Source organism: Halobacteriovorax sp. CON-3 (assembly GCF_043196995.1).
Taxonomy (GTDB): domain Bacteria; phylum Bdellovibrionota; class Bacteriovoracia; order Bacteriovoracales; family Bacteriovoracaceae; genus Halobacteriovorax_A.
Window position 1 is genome coordinate 113019 of sequence record NZ_JBEBNA010000002.1, and the last position, 22459, is coordinate 135477.

The window sequence follows — 22459 nt, forward strand, 5'->3', positions numbered from 1 at the left end:
AAATATATAACTTGATATGTGGGGATAATATGGAAAATGAAACAACTGATGTAACAAAAAGATACCTAGAGTTTAAACTTGGAGATGAGCACTATGCAATTCCACTTCTGCAAGTTAGAGAGCTAATCTCTGTTCCTGAAACAACTAATGTACCTTTTAGTCCAACTTATTATGTAGGGATCATGAACCTACGTGGACAGGTTATTTCAATTATTGATCTACGTACTCGTTTAGGTGTTAAGCCAGCTGAATCAAATGAAGAAGCAGTTATTATTGTGGAATTTGGACAGCTTTGCTTAGGAATTGTTGTGGATAATATTTGTAAGGTTCTTTCAGTAGATGAAGAACAAATTCAAGAAGTAGCTTCAGTAGAAACGAAGAAACGTGATCGACTGAATAGAGTATATCGCAATAACGAAGCATTAATTCAATTAGTTGATCTTGAGTCAATTTTAAACATCGATGAAATTAATGGCCTTGTAAAGAAAGCTGCTTAGTAGAGAATGGTGCCTATAGCACCGGGGGAAAGTAATGAAACAGACAAAAATGTCAATGAACAAAAAAACGATTCTAAGTTTTCTTGGTATCTTTGCAATGTTTGGTATAGGACTGGCCATTTCAATTTACTCTTACTATGGACTAGTTGAAAGTTTAAAAGATACTGTACAGAGAGACCTTCGAATGAAAGATTCGATGAGAACATTTGCAGCAAATCTTGGTGAACAAATATCGAATGAAAAGCAGTATGTCATTTCACAAGACCCTGGTGCCGCAAAGCGCTTTTTAGAGCTAGGAAAGATCAATAAAGAAATCTTTGAAAGTATGCAGAGGCTAGATGTTGACTATGCTAATGAGGTTCAATGGGATGAGCTTTCTAAAAATTATAAAGAACACTCTAAAAACTTTGAAAACACACGTGAAACTCTGAAAAAAGAAGGAGACTCTAAGAGTGGCCTTAGAGGTGAATTACGTAGCTATGCTCATGACATTGAAACTAAGATCAAAAAATATGACTTGAACCCAAGTTTTATGATTTCTCTTTTAACGCTTCGTCGTCATGAAAAAGATTTTCTTTTAAGAAGAACAAAGAAATATGTAGAAAAAGCTCAAAAAGAAGGTCTAAAAATAAAGAAAGAGTTAGTTGCTCGTAAATATAAGCAATATATTTACAACGATGTAACTAAATCTGTAGATAGTTATATTCGTTCATTTAGTAAATTATATGAAAACCAACTTCTTCTTGAAAAGTATAGCCAAATCGCAGTTTCTGGAACAAAGAAGATCTTTAAAAATATTCAGGATAATGTTGAGTTAATTGATAGAAAGACTGAAGAAAAAATTGAGTCAAGTACTGCTCTTGAAGAGAAGATTAGCTTCTATATCCCAATCCTTTTTGCGATTATTGCAGCATTTGCATATGGTTTCCAATACAACTTCTCTAAGTCAATTAAGAAGATCATTGGCCTTAGTGAGAGACTTCGTGACTCATCACAAGTTACTGAAAAGTCTTCAACTAATATGAGCATGGCTTCATCAAAAGTGTCATCATCTGTAACTCAACAGGCAAGCGCTATTCAAGAAACAGTAGCGACCCTTAATGAAATTACTGCAATGGTAAATAAGAGTGTTGAGAATGCTAAGGTATCAAGCCAGAAAGCAGACGAGTCTCAACGTGTTGCCCTTCAAGGGAAGAGCGCTGTTAATGAAATGGTTGAGGCCATTGGACAAATTAACGGCAATAACGAAGATATTATGAAAGAGATGAATCGCAATAACGAAGAAATCGTAAAGATTGTCGATGTTATTAATGAAATCTCTGAAAAGACTAAAGTTATCAACGATATTGTGTTCCAAACAAAGCTTCTCTCTTTTAACGCTTCAGTAGAGGCGGCCAGAGCTGGTGAGCATGGTAAGGGATTTGCAGTTGTTGCAGAGGAAGTAGGAAACCTTGCTCAAATGAGTGGGAATGCTGCTCTTGAGATTGAAGAGCTACTTGGTGGATCAATTAAAAAGGTTCAATCAATCGTTGATGAAACTCAAGTGAATGTAAAAAGACTTATTTCTGAAGCACAGACAAGTATCACTAAGGGTGTAGATGTTTCTGAAAACTGTGGAAAGATCCTAGATAGTGTTGTTGAAAATGTTGATGCTGTAACAAAAATGATGACTGAGATCTCAACTGCTTCTGAGGAGCAAGCTGAAGGAATTAATAATATTTCGGATGCAATGAATGAGCTTGATGAAGTAACACATACTAACTCGACAATTGCACAAGAAACTTCTGGCTTTGCAGAAAGTTTATCTGAGCAGACGTCAATTCTTAATGGAATTGTTGAAGAGCTAGAAAGTGAGGTCTTAGGTAAGATTCAAAACCTTTCAGTTGATAGAAATGCATTAATCGATTCGATCTCATCGACACCAGTTAAGTCTCATACTGTAGCAAAGAAAGAGGTTGTTGAAGACTTTCCTGTCTTTGAAAAGACACCGGTTGCTGAAGTTGTAAAACGCGAGCCTGCTAAGGTCGTTGCGAAGGCTGAGCTAGTAGCTGATGATATGGGATTTGATGATCCAGTACTAGAAGTGGATTCTGATGAATACCCAAGTGAGAACGATGCTAGGTTTGATAAGGCCGTTTAAAAATAATTAATTTAAATTAGGAAGAGATTGAATGAGTAATCTTGCTAGAAGTTATATTGAAATAGCTCAAATGATGTCACAGGAGACAGGGACACACTTTACAGCGCAAAATGATGCAATGGTAAAGTCCCGTATTGACAAGAGAATTGTCGAGCTTCGTTTAAAAGATGCTGATGAGTACTTAACGTTAATTAAATCTCCGGGTAGTCAGGAAAAGACTGAGCTAATATCACTTCTGACAACGCATTATACGTTCTTTATGAGAGAGAAAAATCAATTTGATTTTATCATCAAGTCCCTTCCTAAGATGGTTGAACGAGTAAAAAATAGTGGGCGTGACACATTAAAGATTTGGTGTGCGGCCTGTAGCAAGGGTGATGAAGTTTATAGTCTTGCTATGATTCTTAAAAAACATATCAAAGAGATTGATCCTAGCTTTAAATTTGAAATTATTGCAACTGACATTTGTGAGAAATCAATTAAGCACGCAAAGAAAGGTGTTTATTACTGGAAAGAACTTCAGAAGGTTCCTAAGGAATATCTCGAAGGCAATTGGTATCGCGGTAGCGGCGAGATCGCACCCTTTGTTAAAGTCAGTGATGATCTTAAAAAATTTTGTAAATTTAAGGTTCATAATTTAATAGATCAAAATAGTTCTGAGTATCGTGACAAATACGACCTGATTCTATGTCGTAATGTCTTTATCTACTTCAATGAAGAACAAATTGATAAAGTTATCAAAAAGTTCTCAAATTGTGTCACAAATAAGGGATATCTTTTAATTGGGATTTCTGAAACCTTAAGACGACATGAAGGCTTCCAAAGTCTTGGTCAGTCAATATATTTTAAGACGAATCATGAAACAAAAAGAAGTCTTAGAGTGAAAGAAGCTCAGGTGAAGAAGATTCTCATTATCGATGACTCTGGTACTGTTAGAAAGCTAATTAAGAAGTGTCTTACAGGTGATCCAGGATATGAGGTCGTTGGTGAAGCTGTCGACGGACAAGATGGATTAGAAAAGATTAAAGCACTTAAGCCAGACGTTATTACCTTAGATATTAATATGCCAAAAATGAGCGGGCATGATGTTCTTAAAAATCTACCAAAGGATCAGTCGCTACAGGCGATCATGATTAGTTCTGTAAGCAAGAGCGATGGTGATATCGTAATGAGATGTCTTGAAGATGGTGCGTTTGATTATTTAAAGAAGCCATCTTTTGACGATATCTTTAAATTCAAGAAGGCCTTACTAGAAAAAATTGACCTTGCTTATCATAGTATTGTTAAGTCAAAGAGACAAAAGCTCACAAGCTGGGTTGGGTCTAACAACTTCGATTTCTCTGGAAGTCAGTTAATTACAATTGGTGCCTCAACAGGAGGGACGGAAGCGATTAAGCAACTACTAATGCGCTTCCCAAAAGAGTTTCCACCAGTTCTTATAGTTCAACATATACCTCCAGTATTTTCGACAGCATTTGCTAATCGTCTAAACGAGTTATGTCCGTTTGACGTCGTCGAAGCAACAGACGGTGAAGAGGTAAGGCATAATACAGTCTATATTGCTCCAGGTGGAATCCATATGGGAGTTGTTGGAAAGAGTAAATTAATGATCAAGTTAGACAGTGAAACTCCGATATATTCTGGACACCGTCCAAGCGTTGACTACTTATTCGAAAACCTTGCCCAACTTAAAGGGCATCGAGTAACAGCAGCACTTCTAACGGGAATGGGAGCAGATGGGGCCAAAGGGCTTCTTAAATTGAAAGAGAATGATACTTTCACTATTACACAAGACGAGGAAAGTTCAGTTGTTTATGGAATGCCAAAGAAAGCATTTGAATTAGGTGCTTCATGTATTTCACTACCGCTGGATAAAATCACTGAGCAAATCTTAACGAGAGTTGCGAAGAAATAGAATTTTGAGGGAGTTTGAGGGTTATTTATGAAGGGACAATGGACAATTAAGAAACAATTAATTGCTCTATCAGCTACAATGCTTACCATTCAGCTGATTATTGCATTTGTTGGTTATCAATCATTAACATCAGTGAAGTCGCACTTGTATACAGTGTTTTCAAAAAGACTTCCAAGTATCAACAGTCTAGTACAAGCTGATCGAGACTTTCAGCAGATGCTAGTGGCCGAAAGAACACTACTTCTTGAGGGATTATCAGATAAGCAGAGAAAAGCTTTGGCCGATGACTACTTTACTAATAAGCAACAAGTTGTTGATCGTTTTAAAAAGTATACTGTCTTAGGTGACTCACCTAAAGAAATTAAAATTTCTAAGAAATTTAATGAAGGATTAGAAGCTTTTGAAAAGACGGCAGCAGATAAGTTTCCTCTAGATAAAGAAGGACATCTTCGTAAGTTCACTAGAACAGAACTTATTAAAAACTCATTAGGGCCAGTGAACTCTAAGTTTGAAGGAGCTAGAGATAGCCTTGATCAACTTCAAGAGTTAATTCTTGGAATGGGTGATGAAGAATTTAAAGAAGCAGATCAGACTTACTCTGATTCAATCTTTTTAATGTCGATTATTTCAATTATTAGTTTATTTGGTTCTGTGGGGATTTGTATCTTTATGGCAAGACGAATTGATGGACGAATCAATAATATCGTTGAGTCAATTTCTAATGAAGGTCAAAACCTAGAGAATGTTTCAAATACGTTTAAGAATAAGTCTGTCGCACTAAGTTCTATTTCTGAACAACTTTCTGCGGCAGCAACAGAAACATCAAGCTCTTTACATGAGATTTCTCAAATGATTAAGAGTAATACTGATGGTTCTAATAATGTTGCTTCTCTAATTAAGAAAAGTCAGGACTTAGTAACTGATGGTGTAAAGTCTCTAGGAGATCTAGGACGTGGTGTTAAAGATGTCGATAATAGTACAACAGCACTAGCAAATACCGTTGAGAAAAGTAATAGTGAATTAAATGAAATCGTTAAAGTATTTGAAGAGATTAATGTTAAAACTCAAGTTATTAATGATATCGTTTTTCAAACTAAGCTACTTTCATTCAACGCCTCTGTTGAAGCAGCAAGAGCTGGTGAAAATGGTAAAGGCTTCTCTGTCGTTGCCGAAGAAGTAGGTAACCTTGCTAAGATGAGTGGTGAATCTGCTGATGAGATTTCAAAGCTACTTGTTGATAGCTTAAAGAAGGTTACAGATATTGTTGATATCTCAAGTCGTGATGTTAATGAATCTTTAAATATGAGTAGAGATAAAATTAATAAAAGTGTTGAGATCAGTAATCAGTGTCAAGAAGTGTTTACTCAGGTACTTAGAAATTTTGATGAAGTTTCTGCAAACTCAAATGAAGTTGCTAATGCTTCAAAAGAACAGCTAATTGGTGTTGAAGAAGTAAGTAAAGCGATGCAAGAAATTTCAAGTTCTGCAAGCTTAACAAGTCAATCAGCACATGACTTAAATGCTGCCTCAACTGAGTTAAGCCAATCGGTTAATCATATTGGTGAGGATATCACAGATCTAAAAGGGTTAATAATTGCTCAAATAAAGTCTGCGAGACGTGCAGTTAATAATGTCGTTAATTTTCATAAGACTAAAAGAGAAACTGAGACAAAGAAAGTAGCATAAAGTTTTAAATATCTTAAATAGAAGAAGGGCACATTTTTGTGCCCTTTTTTTTACCATATTTTATCTAGGTTTTATGAACTCCCTATTTTATAATTAATGTAAAGAAGGGATGTTTGTATGTTGTTTTTTAGAAAGTATGTTTTAGCAGTTACTGGGCTATTCTTATGCCTGTTTTTACTCATTCATCTCTGCGGAAATTTAATACTCTTGTTACCACAAGAATATGCACATTCTTTGTATAATCTTTATTCCCATACTTTGGCCGAAAATATATTTATAAAGGCCGTTTCATTTATTCTTTATTTTGCTATTGCTCTTCATACTTATATGGCGATTGCTATTACCTTGAAGAATTCCCGCTCACAGGGGGTTGAATATGCTCTTAAGGATAATAGAGAAGTCTCAACTTGGACCTCCCAAAACATGGGTTTCTTAGGCTTTTTCATTTTATTATTTATCGTTATTCACATGGCAAATTTCTGGGCGAAAATTAAATTTGGTCTTGGAGGAAGTGTTTATAATGACTCAAATGGATATAAAGATGTTTATCTTTTAACGACGACATTATTTAGGAATCCATTCTATGTGATCTTCTATTGTGTTTTAATGGTTCCTTTAGGAGCGCATTTAAACCATGGGCTATCAAGTGCCTTTAAAACTCTAGGCGTCTATCGTTTAAGTCATATTCGTATAATAGACTGTAGTGCAAAAATATTTTCATTCTTTATTACAATCGGTTTTGTTCTCATTCCCATTGTTATCTTCATTAGGGAGGTTTTGTAATGCTAAATCCTAAAGTCCCTAAAGGAAATTTGAAGGAGAAGTGGTCTAACTATCAAGCTGAGAGCAAGCTTCTTAATCCCGCAAATCGTAAGAAAGTCTCAATCATAGTTGTCGGCTCAGGTTTGGCCGGAGCAGGAGCTGCCGCTACCCTTGGTGAACTTGGTTATAATGTTGATTGTTTCTGCTATCAAGATTCTGCCCGACGTGCACACTCTGTTGCAGCACAAGGTGGAGTAAATGCAGCAAAGAATTATCAACATGATGGTGATAGTGTTTGGAGAATGTTCTACGATACTTTAAAGGGTGGTGACTTTCGTTCTCGAGAGGCCAATGTCTATCGTTTAGCTGAATTGTCGGCCCCTCTTATCGATCACTTTACCCAGCAAGGTGTTCCCTTCGCTAGAGAGTATGGTGGTGTTTTAACTAATCGTAGTTTTGGTGGAGTTCAAGTTCAACGAACATTCTATGCCAGAGGTCAAACCGGTCAACAGCTTCTTTTGGCCGCTTATTCTCAACTTTCAAAAATGGTCAAAGCAGGAAATGTTAAGATGTATCCACGTACAGAGATGCTTGATCTCGTTGTTATAGATGGGAAGGCCAAAGGGATTATTACAAGAAATTTAGAGTCAGGTGAAATTAAGAAGTTTATGGCAAATGCTGTCGTTCTCGCAACCGGTGGTTACTCACGAGTTTTTAGGCTTTCTACACTTGCTATTGGTTGTAATGGGTCTGCTATATGGGCCGCTCATAAAAAAGGTGCTTTCTTTGCAGCTCCAAGCTTTACACAAATTCATCCTACCGCCTTACCGCAGTCAAGTGAGTTACAATCAAAACTTACTCTTATGTCAGAGTCTTTACGAAATGATGGACGAATTTGGGTTCCTAAGAAAGCAGGGGATAGTCGCGATGCAAATGATATCCCAGAAGAAGATAGAGATTATTATTTAGAGAGAAAGTATCCAAGTTTTGGAAACTTGGCACCGAGAGATATTTCTTCACGTTCTGCTAAGGAACAAATAGATGCTGGCCACGGAGTTGGGGCCTTAAAGAATGCTGTTTATTTAGATTTTAAGCATGCGATTGAAAGGCTCGGAGTTGAAGTTATTAAAGATCGCTACGGTAATCTCTTTCAAATGTATGAGAAGATTACAGGCATCAATGCTTATAAAGAGCCGATGAAAATTTCTCCTGCTGCTCACTTCTCAATGGGCGGACTATGGGTAGATTACGAATTAATGACTACTATTCCAGGGCTCTATGCAGTGGGCGAATGCAACTATTCAGATCATGGAGCAAATCGCCTCGGAGCAAATTCATTATTACAAGCGAGTATTGATGGCTACTTTATTCTGCCAAATACAATCAATAATTATCTTGCAGATGAAATGAAGAGTGAACAACCAGATATTTCTCATGATGAGTTTAATCGATGTATCGAGAAGGCATCAGAAAGAATTAAGAAACTACTGATGATTGATGGTGTGAAAACCGTCGATCATTATCACAGAGAACTTGGGAAAATAATGTGGCAAGAATGTGCCATGAGTAGAAACCGTAGTGGTTTAGAAAAGGCAATTTCTCAAATTAGAGACTTAAAAGAAGAGTTTTGGAAGAATGTTAAAGTAACTGGTGTTAATGAAGAGCTAAATTCAGAGCTTGAAAAGGCGCTACGCTTGGCCGACTTTATTGAACTTGGCGAATTGATGTGTGTGGATGCCCTTCAAAGGGAAGAGTCATGTGGCGCACACTTCAGGGAAGAATTTCAAAGCTCTGAAGGTGAAGCCGTTCGTAATGATGAAGACTATAGTTATGTGTCGGCCTGGGAATATAATGATGGAGACTATCAACTGCATCGTGAAGAATTAGAGTTTGAATATATACAACCAACGATTAGATCATATAAGTAGGTAATAATGAGAGTAACTTTTAAGATTTGGCGTCAAGAAAATTCAAAGTCAGAAGGACAATTTGTTGAGTATGAGCTTGATAACGTTACTGAAGATATGTCCTTTTTAGAGGCCCTCGATATGTTAAATGAAAGTCTCGTTTTAAAAGGCGAGAAGGTTATTGCATATGATTATGATTGTCGTGAGGGGATCTGTGGCCAGTGTGGAGTCTTTATCAATGGTAGAGCTCATGGGCCACATGCTAATACGACAACTTGCCAATTACATATGAGAAGTTTTACTGATGATGAAGTAATTGTTGTCGAGCCATGGAGAGCGAAGTCATTTCCGGTTGTAAAGGATTTAGTTGTCGATAGAAGTGCTCTTGATCGCATTATTGAAAGTGGTGGTTATATCACTGCTAAGACAGGAACAGCTCCCGAAGCCAACTCAATTTTAATTGGAAAAGAAGTTGCAGACCTATCAATGGACTCGGCTGCTTGTATTGGGTGTGGTGCTTGTATCGCAACTTGTAAGAATTCATCCGCTGCTCTTTTTACCTCAGCGAAATTAACTCACCTAAACCTCCTTCCCCAGGGAAAGGTTGAAGAAGGTAGAAGAACACTGGCAATGACGAAGCAAATGGAGTTAGAGGAATTTGGTCACTGCTCTTTTACTGGTGCATGTGAAATTGAATGTCCTGAAGGAATTTCAATCTCAAATATTGCGAGGATGAATTTTAATCTTTTAAAAGCTAAGGTCTTAAAATAGTCCAAGTAGCTTCCACCAGGCACCGCCAATAATCATCCAGATTAAGATATTTATGATGGAAATAAAAAATCCCATCTTCCACCAGTCCGATAGCTCAACATATCCGGAACCAAAGAAGACCGGAGCCGGTCCTGACCCGTAGTGTGTTAGTGAACCAAAGAGGTTTGAGAAAAAACCAAGAGTTATTGCCATTAAGTAGGGAGGCACTCCTACTTGCACTCCGACTCCTATAAAGACTGCTGCCATTGCTGTGACGTGGGCCGTGGCCGATGCAAAGAAGTAGTGCGAGTAGAAGTAAATTCCTGCTAAAATAGGAAAGGCAAGTGTCCAAGTGAGAGCAGAGACTTCCATTGCCACATACTTACTAAACCACGGGACAAAGCCAAACTTATTTAAGTAGTCGGCCATCATGACAAGGACACCAAACCAAATTAGCGTATCCCAAGCTCCCTTTTCTGACTTGATGTCATCCCAATTTAATACGCCAGTAATAAGAAGAATCGATAGTCCCCCAAAGGCCGTTGTTGTTGCATTTATTTTCAATGTACTGCCTAAGATCCAAAAAGTGATAAGGAAAATAAAGGTCGCTATCATAATCCATTCTTGTTTGCTCATGCGACCCATCTCTTCAAGTTTCATTTTTGCAATTTCTTGTGCACCAGGAGTTTCTTTTATAGTTGGTGGATAAACAAAGTAGATAGCTAGAGGAACAATAATTAAGGAAACAATACCTGGTACAATGGCAGCAAGGGCCCAACCTCCCCATGTTATTTTGACTCCATTATCTGCGGCAAATTGTTGGATAAGTGGATTGGCCGCCATTGAAGTAATAAACATTGCAGACGTCACCATGCAAACTTGAAAGCAACTAAGAGTTAAGTAGTGTCCAATTTTACGATTGGTAGGATCGTTGGGTTTCGAATCATAGCTGAGGCTTAAAGATTTCATGATTGGAAAAATAATTCCTCCACCTCTTGCTGTATTAGAAGGTGTTGCAGGTGCAAGAATCAAATCACTTATTGCTAGGCCGTAAGCAAGGCCTAGTGTTCTTCTTCCAAGTAGGTAGACGAAGTAGTAGGCAATACGAGATCCAAGTCCTGTTTTGACAAAGCCTTGTGCAATAAAAAAGGCCGTAACAATTAACCATATGGTGCTATTGGAAAAGCCTGTCAGGGCCTCACCCTTTATCTTAAGTGTCTGTGTCAGTAGGCCTATTGAAAGTCCCGCTATACACATCGATCCCATGGGCATGGCCTTAATGATAATTCCTAAAATCGTACTTAAGAATATGGCAAAGAGATGCCATGCTTTTGGCTCAAGGCCGTCCGGTATCGGTCGACTCCAAATGAATGCACCAATTGCAATAACGCAAATAAGCCTAATGATTTTTACTTCATATTTCATGATAGCTTTCCCTTTTAAATAAATTAATTTTAATGGTGATGATGAGAATGTTGCAATTTAAGAAAAAATTTAAGAAGATGCGGTCATGGAAATTACATCATATCATGCACATTTATATTACGATGAATCGACTTATGAGAAGGCCTTACAGGTTATAGAGAAAGTTAAGACTTTAGATTATGTTCAAGTCGGAAGAGCGCACCAGAAAGAGGTTGGGCCACACCCGCGTTGGAGCTGTCAGTTTCTTTTTGCCGCGGATAAATTAAACGAGATGATTCCTTGGTTACTTGAAAATAGAGATGACTTAACTGTTTTTACACATGCTAATACGGGTAATGATTATCTTGATCATACTCAAAATACTCTTTGGATGGGTGAAATCTTAGATCTTAAATTAGATATCTTTAAATAGATTAAGGAAATACTAAATACGACAAGTTGATTTATGTCATAAAATCACAAAGCTGATGTAAATCATGTTGCGCCCTGCGTAGGTTGCTATACTTATCAGAAGTTTAGTTATTACTGCAGGGGTAAAGTAAGTGAGTAAAGTTTCAAATTTTAAAGAGCAAGTCGATAAGCTTGTTTCTTTTCATCAACAAATTCGTACAGAATTTAAAAGTCTAATTATTTTATCGCAGGCAGTAGGGGAATCTTCAAAAGATAGGCCAGGGTCCCCTCGTGGGATCTCAGAATTTCTATTAAGATTTTGGATAACCCTTGAAGCAGATATGCAAAATGAAGAAAGGTATATTTTCCCTTTAATACTTAGGGAGAATTGTAGTGATGCATATGAGTATATTAAAGAAATGACTCAAGAGCATATGGAACAAGAAGAAGAACTTAGAGGTCTGATTAAAATGGTACAAGATTATGAGCTTCAAGAAGAGACTTGTCCTGAATGGGAAGGCCTTTATAAGAAAGTAAGGAAGGCCGTTGATAATCTCTGTAGGCATATGAATTACGAAAATGAAGTTATGTATTCATTTCTTTCACATTATGAAAATAGAAATGGTGCCGCTATCTAGAAAAGTACAACACCAAACTCTTGAAGAATCAATTTCACTGTAGGTGAAATTGATTTTTTTGACGGCGTTACTGCCCAAATTGGAATTGACTGATTTGTGTACTCACTAAGCAAAGGCAGTAAAGTCTTATTTCTAATATGATCTAAAACATAGACACCCGGAAGTTTACAAATGCCTAGGCCTTGTAAAGCAGCATTCATTTGAGCACGGCCATTAGAACTTTTAAAATTCCCTTTAATTTTTATACTTTCTTTTTGGCCATCATTTGAAAATTGCCAAGTATCGTTATTTCCAATTAGACAATTGTGGGAGTTAAGATCCTTTGGTTTCTTTGGCTGTCCAAATTTATTAATATAATTTGGTGAAGCACAAACAAACTCCTTACGATCAGCGATTTGAATTGCAAAGCCTTTCTTTGGTTTTTTAGAGGTTACTCGAATGGCAAGATCAAACTCATGAGAAGTAATATCAATTAACTCAGTAGAGAAAACTAATTCGGCTTCAATACCAGGATGTTTCATCATAATATTTGAGATCATCGGAGCAATGATATCTTCTCCATATGCACCGGCCAAAGAGATTCTTATTTTATCTTTAGTCGCCTCAAAACTTTCTTTAGATTGCTTAGTAAATCTTTCTATTTCTTGGATATGATTCGCACAAATTTCAAAGTAATTTTTACCAAAGTCAGTAAAGTCGATGAAGCGCGTATTTCTTTTAAGGAGTGGTTGTCCTAACTTGTCCTCAAGTTCTTTAACGGCCTTGCTTAAATGTGAACGTGACACATTTAGGGCATCAGCTGCCTTTGTAAATGATCGATATTGTGCAACTTTTATAAAACTATAGATATGACTTAGGTCTTTTATTGTTTCCATATGTAAACAATTTGTCGAATAACGTCACAATTGTCAACAATCTAAAATGGGCCTAAAATAGATCAATTAATTAACAAATACCGGAGGTACTAAATATGAAAGTAAAAGCAGCTGTTGCTTGGGGACCAAATGAGCCACTTAAAATTGAAGAAGTCGATCTAGAGGGACCAAAGAAAGGTGAAGTTCTAGTTAAGATGCATGCTACTGGTGTATGTCATACTGATGCATTTACTCTTTCGGGGGCCGATCCTGAAGGTTTATTCCCAGTTATCCTCGGTCACGAAGGTGGCGGTGTTGTTGTTGAAGTAGGTGAAGGTGTAACAAGTGTGGAAGTCGGTGATCACGTTATCCCTTTATACACTGCTGAATGTGGTGAGTGTAAGATGTGTAAGTCTGGAAAGACAAATCTATGTTCATCTGTTCGTGAAACTCAAGGTAGAGGACTTATGCCAGATGGGACAAGTCGCTTCTCTAAAGATGGAAAAATGATTCATCACTATATGGGAACTTCTACTTTTGCCGAGTACACAGTTGTTGCTGAAGTCTCTCTTGCAAAAGTAAGTAAAGAAGCTCCTCTTGATAAAGTATGTCTTCTCGGTTGTGGTGTTACAACTGGTATTGGTGCTGTTTTCAACACTGCCAAAGTAGAAGAAGGTGCAACTATTGCAGTTTTTGGTATGGGAGGAATTGGTCTATCAGTTCTTCAAGGTGCAAAGATGGCCAAAGCTGGCAGAATCATTGCTATTGATATTAATGACGACAAGAAAGAAATGGCCATGAAATTTGGTGCAACAGATTTCATTAATCCAAAAAATTACGATAAGCCGATTCAAGAAGTTATTGTTGAATTAACAGACGGTGGAGTTGATTACTCATTCGAATGTGTTGGTAATGTTAATTTAATGAGATCGGCCCTTGAGTGTTGTCATAAAGGTTGGGGCGAATCAATTATTATTGGTGTTGCCGGAGCTGGACAAGAGATCAGTACTCGTCCATTCCAACTAGTAACTGGACGTGTTTGGCGTGGTAGTGCCTTTGGTGGCGTAAAGGGAAGAACAGAGCTTCCTGGTTATGTTGATCGTTATATGTCTGGTGAAATTAACCTAGATGATCTTGTAACATTTAAGTTACCATTAGAAGAGATCAATAAGGCATTTGATCTAATGCACGAAGGAAAGGCAATTAGAACGGTAATTGATTACACAATGTAGGATTAATATGAAATTTGAAAAATTGAAATCACATAAATCATTTGGTGGGGAGACGGCCTTTTGTCTTCACACTTCAAATATAACAAAGACAGAGATGAAGTTTTCATACTTCAAGCCTTCTAGTGATAAAATTGAAACTATAATTATCTGGTTATCAGGTCTAACATGTACGGAAGAAAACTTTATTACAAAAGCTGGAGCACAGGCCTATCTTGCTGATAGTAAGACAATGATTGTTTGTCCTGATACTTCTCCTCGTGGACTTGACCTACCAGGTGAACACGATAGTTACGACTTTGGCTCAGGTGCAGGCTTCTATCTCAATGCAACGACAGAAGGTTATAAAGATCATTATAAGATGTATGAATATATCGTAAGTGAATTTATACCAATGCTTAAAGATTCTTTTGGTGATGTGAAATTTTCTATTACTGGACACTCAATGGGAGGACATGGAGCACTTGTTATAGGCCTAAATAACCCAGAGTTATTTCATGCTATCTCTGCATTTTCTCCAATTGTTAATCCTACTCAAGTTCCTTGGGGAGAGAAAGCTTTTACAGGCTATCTCGGAGATAATAAAGAGGATTGGAAACAATACGATGCTTGTGAACTAATTAGAAGTGGGAAAACTCACTCTAAAAAGATCTTAATAGAACAGGGCCTTGCTGACGAATTCTTTGAAGAACAGTTAAAAACTAAGAATTTCGAGAATGTTTGTGCTGATTTTAATCAGGAATTAGTTGTTAATTACCGTGAAGGTTATGATCATAGTTACTACTTCATCGCTTCTTTTATCGAAGATCATCTAAAACACTTAATTTCTTAAGATATTTGTTTAAGAGAGGGCCTGTGGGCCCTTTTTTGTTTACTTTAGTTATGAATTTGAGTGAATTGTCGATATAATTATCCTCATGGATAAAATGAAACTAAGATTCTATGGCGCGACATCTACTGTCACTGGTTCTAAAACCTTCCTAACAATTAATCGTAAGAATATTCTTATTGATAGTGGAATGTTTCAAGGTGGAAAAGACTCTAATAAATTAAATAGTAAACTTCCTGATTTCGATATTACGGAAGTTGATTCGATCTTCCTTACTCATGCTCACTATGATCACTCTGGTTATCTTCCTGTATTAGTAAAAAATGGATTCAGGGGAAAGATATATTGTACAGAAGTGACGAAGAAGATTGTTGAAATAATTCTAAGGGATTCAGCTAATATTCAAGAAAATGATTTCAAAGAAAAGAAAATAAGTGAAATTCTTTATGATTTAGATGATGTCGATAAAACCATGACTCACTTTAGAGTGGTTGAGCAAGGCAAATGGCTAGGTGAAGACTTTCGCTATATCTTTGAAGAGGCCGGCCATATCTTAGGGGCCACTAGTATTACTTTTGATAATGGTGATTCTAAGATTTGTTTTTCTGGTGATGTTGGACGTAAGGATGATTTGATTCACCTGCCACCAAATAAGGAAACAGAAGCTGACTATCTCGTTATTGAATCGACTTATGGAGATCGTCTTCATAAGAAAGTAGATACGCAATCGGTACTAAAAAAACATATTAAAAGAATCATCTCGACACAAGGTGTGCTTTTGGTCCCTGCCTTTGCAGTGGCCCGAACGCAAGTCATTATCTATGAGCTATTTGAGCTTTTTGAAAAATATCCTGAAATTGAAATTCCTATCTATCTCGATACACCGATGGGGGTGCGAGTAACTAGGTTATATATGCAAGAAGCCGAGAAATTAAAGGTTGATTCAAAGCGCTTTATCGATGCCATGAAAAAGGTTCGTTTTGTTGAATACAGTAGTGATTCAAAGAAACTAGCACGTGCGAAAAAGCCATTTGTTTTAATCAGTTCTTCCGGAATGATTAGCGGTGGTAAAATTTTAAAATATATGGATATGTACGCAAAACATGAAAATAACACTGTTCTCATCACTGGCTTTCAAGGAGAGGGAACTATTGGGCGTAAACTTGTGGATGATGAAAGAGAGATTTACCTCTTAGGTCACACGATGAATGTTAGAGCACATATTGAAAAACTGGAATCTGTTTCGGCCCATGCCGATCGCGATGAATTATTAGATTATATTAAAAACTCAGGAACTAGTTTAAAGAAAGTTTTTGTTAATCACGGTGAAGAGCCTGTTGTCGAAAACTTTGTAAAGACTATTCAAGAGAGCTTAGGATTTGAGGCCATCAATGTTGAAGATGGTATCGATTATATTTTGGGGGAATAATGAAAATTGTTGTTACTGGTGGTCCTGGTGGAGGAAAAACTACAGCGCTTGATCTTTTTAAAAGAGAGTTAGTAGAAAATATTGTTGTTGTTCCTGAAGCTGCAACTTCTGTTTTTCAAAGTGGTGTTGCTAGAGATAAGAGACCTGAAGTTGTAAAAGATATTCAAAAGATGATCTATGACTATCAAGTGAATCTAGAATCAATATATGAGAAACAGAATCCAGATAAGATTTTACTCTGTGACCGTGGAACCCTCGATGGAATGGCCTATTGGCCAGATGAATGTGGATCATTCTTTGATAAAATCAATTCAACTTATGATCACGAACTAAATCGTTATGACGCCGTTATCTTTTTTGAAACTGGTGCAAACTCTGGTGGCGATATTACGAGTAATAATATCTATCGTAGTGAAACGAATCGTCAGGCAATTGAATTAGATCATAAGCTAAAAGAGATTTGGTCTGTTCATCCGAACTTTTACTTTGTTGATAGCAAAAAGTCATTTATGGATAAAATCATAAGTGGTGTTGAGATTTTGAAAACAGTTGTTAAATAATGAAAAGCACGAAAAAGAGCAAGAAAGCTAAGAAATTAAAATTTATCGTTCAAAAGGTGAATCGTACTTTTGAAGAATTTGATAAGAAAAAGTTTAAGAAAAGCTTAGAGGCGGCCGGGGTTTCTGAAGAAGCTACTCAAGAAATTGTTAAGAAGATCTCAGAAGAGTTAGACCCATTTTCAACAACTAATGCCATCCACCAGAAGACTTATCGAGCTCTGAGGAAGAGGTCTAAATTAGATGCAGCTAATTATAATATCAAAAGGGCCATCTATAAATTAGGGCCTACAGGTTATCCTTTTGAAATACTTTGTGCTGAGATGTTAAAATCGAAAGGTTATAAAACAAAAGTTTCTGTTATTAAGAAAGGTAAGTTTGTTAGCCATGAGGTTGATGTTGTTGCAACTAGGCCTGACGGTGATATTTACTGTGAATGTAAATTTCATAATCGAAAATATTATAAAAATGATGTGAAGATACCTCTTTATGTACATGCCCGCTACTTAGATATTAAAGAAGCCAATCCTGATTTGAATTTTAAATATGCTCTAATCTCAAATACACAATTCTCAGAAGATGCAATTAAGTATGCTAAGGGTGTAGACCTACTTCTCTTTTCAATGAATTACCCAAAGAAGAATACATTCTGTCATTTAATCCAGCGCTATCGAATTTATCCTATTACGGTCTTGTCTACTCTTAGAGCACGAGAAAAAAAGCAATTATTGGACAAGGGAATTGTTATTATTAAGCATATTAATAGGGCGTGCCTGAAGGCATTGAACTTAAATGATAGCGAAATCCGAAAGGTTCTCAAGGAAGTTAAAGTTCTAATGAGCAAAGAGTAAACCTCTTATTTAACTCAGTTAAGTACTTGAAAGTACGCAATTTCAGCTGTTTATCTTTAGTAATAATTACAGCATAACTCTTATTTTCTAATTATCGTTCATAAAACTGGCATAATCGCGCTATGCGTAATTTTGGAGGAAGATAATTATGAAAAGAGTAATGTCTACATTTCTGTCGTCACTTTTACTGGTCACATCAGTTAGTGCGACGGCCGGTGATTTTGAGAATTATGTAAAAACCTTAAAGTATAGCAAGCTCGATTCTAAGCTTGGTGGAGATATTAAGGATATTGTTACTCGCAATAAGCTTCCGCTTACTCGTCCAGAATTTTGTCCTTTAAATAATACGCGCTCTTATGAAGAGGCCTTAAGTAGTCTAAAGGCAATTGTTACAGTTTTCAAAGACGATTGTTTTGATGGAAATGAATCTTTAATTGAGCAAGTGCTTAATAGTTCAAATGAACTTGAAGAGGAATTAAATAAGTTAAAAGAAGAACAGGGGAAAGAAACAGTTGATGTGATTCCTTCTGCTGATGAAGTTGATATCAATGGTATTCCTCTAATGCAGGTTATGAATGGAGTAAACACACTCTTTTCAAATAATAAGTGTTCAAGCCTTGATCGTACTTCTTTCCTAGAACGCTCTGCTGATGTGATTCAGACATTTTCACAATTCGGTCTCTATTCTCCATCTGGTGTAACAGTTGCTTATGGTGGTTTAGCAGTCGCATCAATTCTAAGATTTGTGAATAATATTTTTAATGACCGTTTCCAGTTTGAAAACGAAGAAGATATCAATACTTTCGTTAAACTTAATTGTGCATACTATGATGTTAGAAACCAAGTAAAAGCACTTGAGGTTTTTGATATTGATACAGATAGACACTATACAGACAAAGAAATATCAAAGGCACTTGTTGCTCAAGTGAAGAAAGAGCTAGAGTCACTGAAGAAAGCTAAAGACAGTGTTGAAGTCGAGTTCGAAAAGATCAAGGAAGCTGAAGTTGCTAAAGTTGATGCTGATGTTGAGAAGCTAATTGCTGGTCTATATGAAAAAATGAAAAGTCCTCTTTCTGATAAGCCGGGGAAATCAGCTACATATCAACAAGCTGAAATCCTTGGAGAGCTTGCTTACTCTAAACCACTACTAGAAGAGTACTTAGATGAATATATCGCAGAATCTCAAGGTGCGGATCGTTTCTTAAATATGTTATTTAAGCAGAAGCTAAGTAAGCTAGACAATGCAATGGAGTTAATGGAGTTAAGTGTAAAGGATTTCAATCAGCAATTCCTTACAGATATGGCCAGCTCATTTAATCGTGTTCTAAACAATATTGAAGAAAAGAGAAAAAAGGCCCGTGATAACTTCGATGATACTTATATGATTTCACTTGGTGAAGAAAGTATCTCAGTTAAAGAGTATAAAGAACTTCTAAAGAGTGATGATCTTAAAAAGAGAGAAAAGGGAATTACTGACGCTTATAATGCAATTGCAGAAGTTGATAATCGTTTAGCTGCTATTATCGCAAAGAAAGAATATTCTTCTGTGGATTCAAAAGATGGTGACCTTAGAGAAATTATTAAGTCTCTCGATGTTGTTCGCAATCACGTTTATGGAAAGTATGGACGTGAGTTCTTAGATAAGATGAGAAGTCTTTCAGAAGAGCAAAATAAAAACTTTAATCAAAAGTATAAAGACCTAGAAAAGAATTACGAAATCACTAATTCTGGTGACTCAGCAGATCTTGGTGAAGATGCACAATTAAATGCTTGTGTTGATGTACAGACAACGAGAGAGATTTGGGTTTATGCTCAAAAGCTTTCTGAGCTTGGTTATGACTTCATTGCAACAAATAACGATATCTTTGGTGATGCAGACAATGCTGATAGAAAGAGAATTAAGTCACATAATGATTCTGCCATCCTTGCTCGTCGTATTATCACAGCAAGAAACTACCTAAAGAAGATTGCAATGCAAAGAGAGCTTGGGCGTGAAGATGTTGAAGTCGAAGGAAAGAAGTACTCTCTTACAGAAGCAGAAGGCGTTGTTCGTAATATTGAATTTTATGGGAAAAGTCTTACGCTAGAAGAAGCGCAGGACTACCTTGATAATAAATTTGGGCAAAAGGGATTAAGAGGAGATCGACTTGGTCAGATTATGATGGAAATCATTAATAATCGTGACAAAACAGTTGGGCTTCAAAAATTCTATAAAGTCCATAAATGTTCAAACCTTTCAACAATTTCAAGATAATTAGGGGCCAGCATTAGCTGGCCTTTTTTATGTGTATTTTATTTAGACCTCATTGTCTAATCACTCATTCATGCTATAAGTCCGAAATATTATACAAATTTAATTAAGGAGAAAATTGATGAAATCAATGGTCATCTGTCTAATTACACTTATGTCATTTAATGTTTTGGCAAAATCAGTTACTAAGAATATAACAAGTGAAGAAACTCAAGTAGTAGTTGAGCTTGTTAATAATTATGAAGTTCCTCTCCAAGTTAGCGGACCTTGTACTAAAGTAGAGTTCGATATTATTGATAGCATTAAGGGTTTTAACCCTGCTGTATGGTCTCTAAATGCTGGATATATGACTTACCTCCTAGAAGAGAGTGAGGCGACAGATTTAGTATATCTATTTGATCGTGTGGAAGTTCCTTCTGTACTAATCAACTCATTTACACAAGTTTCAAAAGCGACAATTACTGGTTCTTCATGTGGATTTAATCCTTACAAGTGGACTATCTCATTTGATGATTTAGAGTAGGGGCTTGTCTTTATGCTGGCGAGACTTGGTCAGCTTCGGCTTATAAACACGATGTTTTGTATGCAACCATAAGCAGGAGCGATTGGTTGCCCTGCCTTCGCTGACATACGTCGCATCCTGCTCCTAAACTCGAATCGAATTGAGTTTTATATTGAGATATTTAAATTTATGCTGGCGAGACTTGGTCAGCTTCGGCTCCTGCCTTCGCTGACATACGTCGCATCCTGCTCCTAAACTCGAATCAAGTTAAAGATCTATTACCCACGCAACAATAAAAAAGACCTTAGATAATCGCTACGCTCATACCTAAGGTCTTTTTAATGGTGGCCCGGGCGAGACTTGAACTCGCACAGTATTGCTACCGGCGGATTTTGAATCCGCTGTGTCTACCATTCCACCACCGGGCCACTGAGAATAGAATAAGTCTATTCATTTCATGGAAATCAGTCAATTGTTAATAATTACCAATAAATATGACGCGTAGTTTATTCTTTTTCGTATTTAAACTTATAAACTATTTCTATTAATGAGGACATATATGGAAGTGCAGTCTTTGACCTATCTCTTTATTGTTACACTTATTCTCTTTCTCCTTTTTACGAAGAAAGTAATGACTAATTCTACATGGACAGCAACCATGACTCCCTTGGCCTCCATTATAGGCAGTGGTTTTCTTATTTCTGCACCACTTTTAAATGAGCTAAGCGGTGTCTATGCTCCTGTCTTGATGGCCATTCTCTGCCTTGCCTCATTTGGGATAGGGGAAGTCATTCGCTGGAATATTAATGATGTAGAGCCTGTTCTCTTAAAAAGTGATTATAAAAACCATACACATGATAAGGTTCGATTTAACGAAAGAATTAGTGACTGGGTTCTGGCCTTTGCTTATATCTTATCGATCACATACTACCTCTATTTATTTTCATCATTCTTTTTAAGGATGACTGGTGATCACAGCGCTATTGTTGAAAAAGGTGTTGTAACAGTTGTTATCATGGCCATCGCATTCTTTGGACACCAGCATGGCTTATCATCACTAGAAAAACTGGAGAGTGTTTCTGTTAATGTAAAGCTTTCTATTATTGTGACATTTTTGATGGGACTCGTTGCTTATCAATTCGGTAGTCATCCGATTGAGTCAAAAGATATTAGCAATTTTAACTATCATTCTCTAGCTGTAAGTCTAGGACTTCTCATTATGGTGCAAGGATTTGAAACAAGTCGATACCTTTCTGAGAAGTATAATCGAGAATTGAGAGTAAAAAGCATGAGGTACGCTCAATTGATTAGTAGTGCAATATATATGCTACTTATTGCCTTATTTATTCCTGTTTTTAAGTCACACCCTTTAAGCGGAGTGATTTCAGAAACATCTGTCATTGATATTGGTCAATTTGTATTTGTACTAGCTCCTACATTCTTATTTGCAGCTGCAATGGCAAGTCAGTTAAGTGCTGCCATTGCGGATATGGGAGGAGGTGGAGGTCTTTTTGCAGAGATTTCAAGTGGAAAGATTAAATCGAAAAATGCATACCTTTTCATAGCCTGTGTCGGAACAATTCTTGTCTGGCTATTCGATATTTTCAAAATCATTTCTTTTGCTTCAAAGGCCTTTGCTCTTTATTACCTATTCCAATGTATAAGTAGCTGTTTAATTAACTACCGATTGAATAAGAAAAAATTTACTTTCTCATTATTAATGGCCGTCCTTTGCCTTGTTATTGTTATTCTTGGTCAACCATTCGAGTAAACTTCATTTTACTTTTGTTAACTGAACTTAGGTTCTTCTTTCTTTGTTAGATGTCGAAAGACTCATTGAAGAAACT

The 22459-nt window shown here is 36.7% G+C and carries 19 protein-coding genes and 1 tRNA gene; 17 read left to right on the forward strand and 3 right to left on the reverse strand.

The annotated features are described in order from the left end of the window. Positions 1-29 precede the first annotated feature (29 nt). The 7 genes from ABMA72_RS11160 to ABMA72_RS11190 all read left to right on the forward strand — a co-directional run bounded on the left by ABMA72_RS11160 (position 30) and on the right by ABMA72_RS11190 (position 9678). On the forward strand, positions 30-497 hold the full coding sequence (locus tag ABMA72_RS11160; protein WP_392858218.1) for a chemotaxis protein CheW: 468 nt from the start codon (positions 30-32) through the stop codon (positions 495-497). A gap of 34 nt (positions 498-531) precedes the next feature. Next, a complete protein-coding gene (locus ABMA72_RS11165; protein WP_393057159.1) occupies positions 532-2637 on the forward strand; it encodes a methyl-accepting chemotaxis protein in 2106 nt (701 codons plus the stop codon). Positions 2638-2668: 31 nt separating this feature from the next. Next, positions 2669-4552: a chemotaxis-specific protein-glutamate methyltransferase CheB gene (gene cheB, locus ABMA72_RS11170; RefSeq protein ID WP_392858221.1), complete on the forward strand. Its 1884-nt coding sequence runs from the start codon at positions 2669-2671 to the stop codon at positions 4550-4552. Between the two features lie 27 nt (positions 4553-4579). Then, positions 4580-6238 carry a methyl-accepting chemotaxis protein gene (locus ABMA72_RS11175; RefSeq protein WP_393057161.1) on the forward strand — a complete coding sequence of 553 codons (1659 nt, stop codon included), beginning with the start codon at positions 4580-4582 and terminating at the stop codon, positions 6236-6238. Positions 6239-6355: 117 nt separating this feature from the next. After that, positions 6356-7021 (forward strand): succinate dehydrogenase cytochrome b subunit, encoded by a 666-nt coding sequence (locus ABMA72_RS11180; protein ID WP_393057163.1) that lies wholly within the window; start codon positions 6356-6358, stop codon positions 7019-7021. Beyond that, positions 7021-8928 (forward strand): fumarate reductase/succinate dehydrogenase flavoprotein subunit, encoded by a 1908-nt coding sequence (locus ABMA72_RS11185; protein ID WP_393057165.1) that lies wholly within the window; start codon positions 7021-7023, stop codon positions 8926-8928. Before ABMA72_RS11180 ends, ABMA72_RS11185 begins: the two co-directional genes overlap by 1 nt. Before the next feature lie 6 nt (positions 8929-8934). After that, positions 8935-9678, forward strand: coding sequence for a succinate dehydrogenase/fumarate reductase iron-sulfur subunit (locus ABMA72_RS11190; RefSeq protein WP_393057167.1), 744 nt, complete (start codon positions 8935-8937; stop codon positions 9676-9678). Here ABMA72_RS11190 and ABMA72_RS11195 read toward each other — a convergent pair. Next, entirely contained in the window at positions 9670-11082 is a 1413-nt protein-coding gene (locus tag ABMA72_RS11195) for an anion permease (RefSeq protein ID WP_393057168.1), read from the reverse strand. The two genes, ABMA72_RS11190 and ABMA72_RS11195, sit on opposite strands and share 9 nt — an antisense overlap. An 85-nt stretch (positions 11083-11167) precedes the next feature. On the opposite strand from ABMA72_RS11195, the gene ABMA72_RS11200 reads away from it, so the two are divergent. Next, the gene (locus ABMA72_RS11200; protein WP_392858229.1) at positions 11168-11494 is read left to right on the forward strand and encodes a DOPA 4,5-dioxygenase family protein; all 327 of its coding nucleotides are present in this window, start codon (positions 11168-11170) and stop codon (positions 11492-11494) included. 130 nt (positions 11495-11624) lie between these two features. Then, positions 11625-12110, forward strand: a complete 486-nt coding sequence (locus ABMA72_RS11205) for a hemerythrin domain-containing protein (RefSeq protein ID WP_392858231.1) — start codon at positions 11625-11627, stop codon at positions 12108-12110. Here the strand turns inward: ABMA72_RS11205 and ABMA72_RS11210 are convergent. After that, on the reverse strand, positions 12107-12985 hold the full coding sequence (locus ABMA72_RS11210; RefSeq protein WP_392858232.1) for a LysR family transcriptional regulator: 879 nt from the start codon (positions 12983-12985) through the stop codon (positions 12107-12109). The two genes, ABMA72_RS11205 and ABMA72_RS11210, sit on opposite strands and share 4 nt — an antisense overlap. 95 nt (positions 12986-13080) lie before the next feature. Here ABMA72_RS11210 and ABMA72_RS11215 point away from each other — a divergent pair, with 95 nt between their 5' ends. From ABMA72_RS11215 to ABMA72_RS11245, 7 genes are all read left to right on the forward strand, one after another. After that, a complete protein-coding gene (locus ABMA72_RS11215) occupies positions 13081-14196 on the forward strand; it encodes an S-(hydroxymethyl)glutathione dehydrogenase/class III alcohol dehydrogenase (RefSeq protein WP_392858233.1) in 1116 nt (371 codons plus the stop codon). Between the two features lie 7 nt (positions 14197-14203). Beyond that, entirely contained in the window at positions 14204-15025 is an 822-nt protein-coding gene (fghA, locus tag ABMA72_RS11220; protein ID WP_392858235.1) for an S-formylglutathione hydrolase, read from the forward strand. Between the two features lie 85 nt (positions 15026-15110). Continuing rightward, entirely contained in the window at positions 15111-16451 is a 1341-nt protein-coding gene (locus ABMA72_RS11225) for an MBL fold metallo-hydrolase RNA specificity domain-containing protein (protein ID WP_392858236.1), read from the forward strand. After that, positions 16451-17011, forward strand: a complete 561-nt coding sequence (locus ABMA72_RS11230; RefSeq protein WP_392858239.1) for an AAA family ATPase — start codon at positions 16451-16453, stop codon at positions 17009-17011. Before ABMA72_RS11225 ends, ABMA72_RS11230 begins: the two co-directional genes overlap by 1 nt. Next, complete coding sequence (locus tag ABMA72_RS11235) at positions 17011-17859, forward strand: restriction endonuclease (RefSeq protein ID WP_392858240.1); 849 nt, start codon at positions 17011-17013, stop codon at positions 17857-17859. The genes ABMA72_RS11230 and ABMA72_RS11235 overlap by 1 nt, the downstream gene beginning before the upstream one ends. 148 nt (positions 17860-18007) lie before the next feature. After that, on the forward strand, positions 18008-20113 hold the full coding sequence (locus ABMA72_RS11240; protein ID WP_392858243.1) for a hypothetical protein: 2106 nt from the start codon (positions 18008-18010) through the stop codon (positions 20111-20113). 118 nt (positions 20114-20231) lie between these two features. Beyond that, positions 20232-20633 carry a hypothetical protein gene (locus ABMA72_RS11245; RefSeq protein WP_393057170.1) on the forward strand — a complete coding sequence of 134 codons (402 nt, stop codon included), beginning with the start codon at positions 20232-20234 and terminating at the stop codon, positions 20631-20633. A 321-nt stretch (positions 20634-20954) separates the two neighbouring features. On the opposite strand, the gene ABMA72_RS11250 is transcribed toward ABMA72_RS11245, so the two are convergent. Next, positions 20955-21040, reverse strand: a tRNA-Leu gene (locus ABMA72_RS11250). Between the two features lie 203 nt (positions 21041-21243). Between ABMA72_RS11250 and ABMA72_RS11255 the strand changes: the two genes are divergently transcribed. Continuing rightward, complete coding sequence (locus ABMA72_RS11255) at positions 21244-22383, forward strand: hypothetical protein (RefSeq protein WP_393057172.1); 1140 nt, start codon at positions 21244-21246, stop codon at positions 22381-22383. Positions 22384-22459 lie beyond the last annotated feature (76 nt).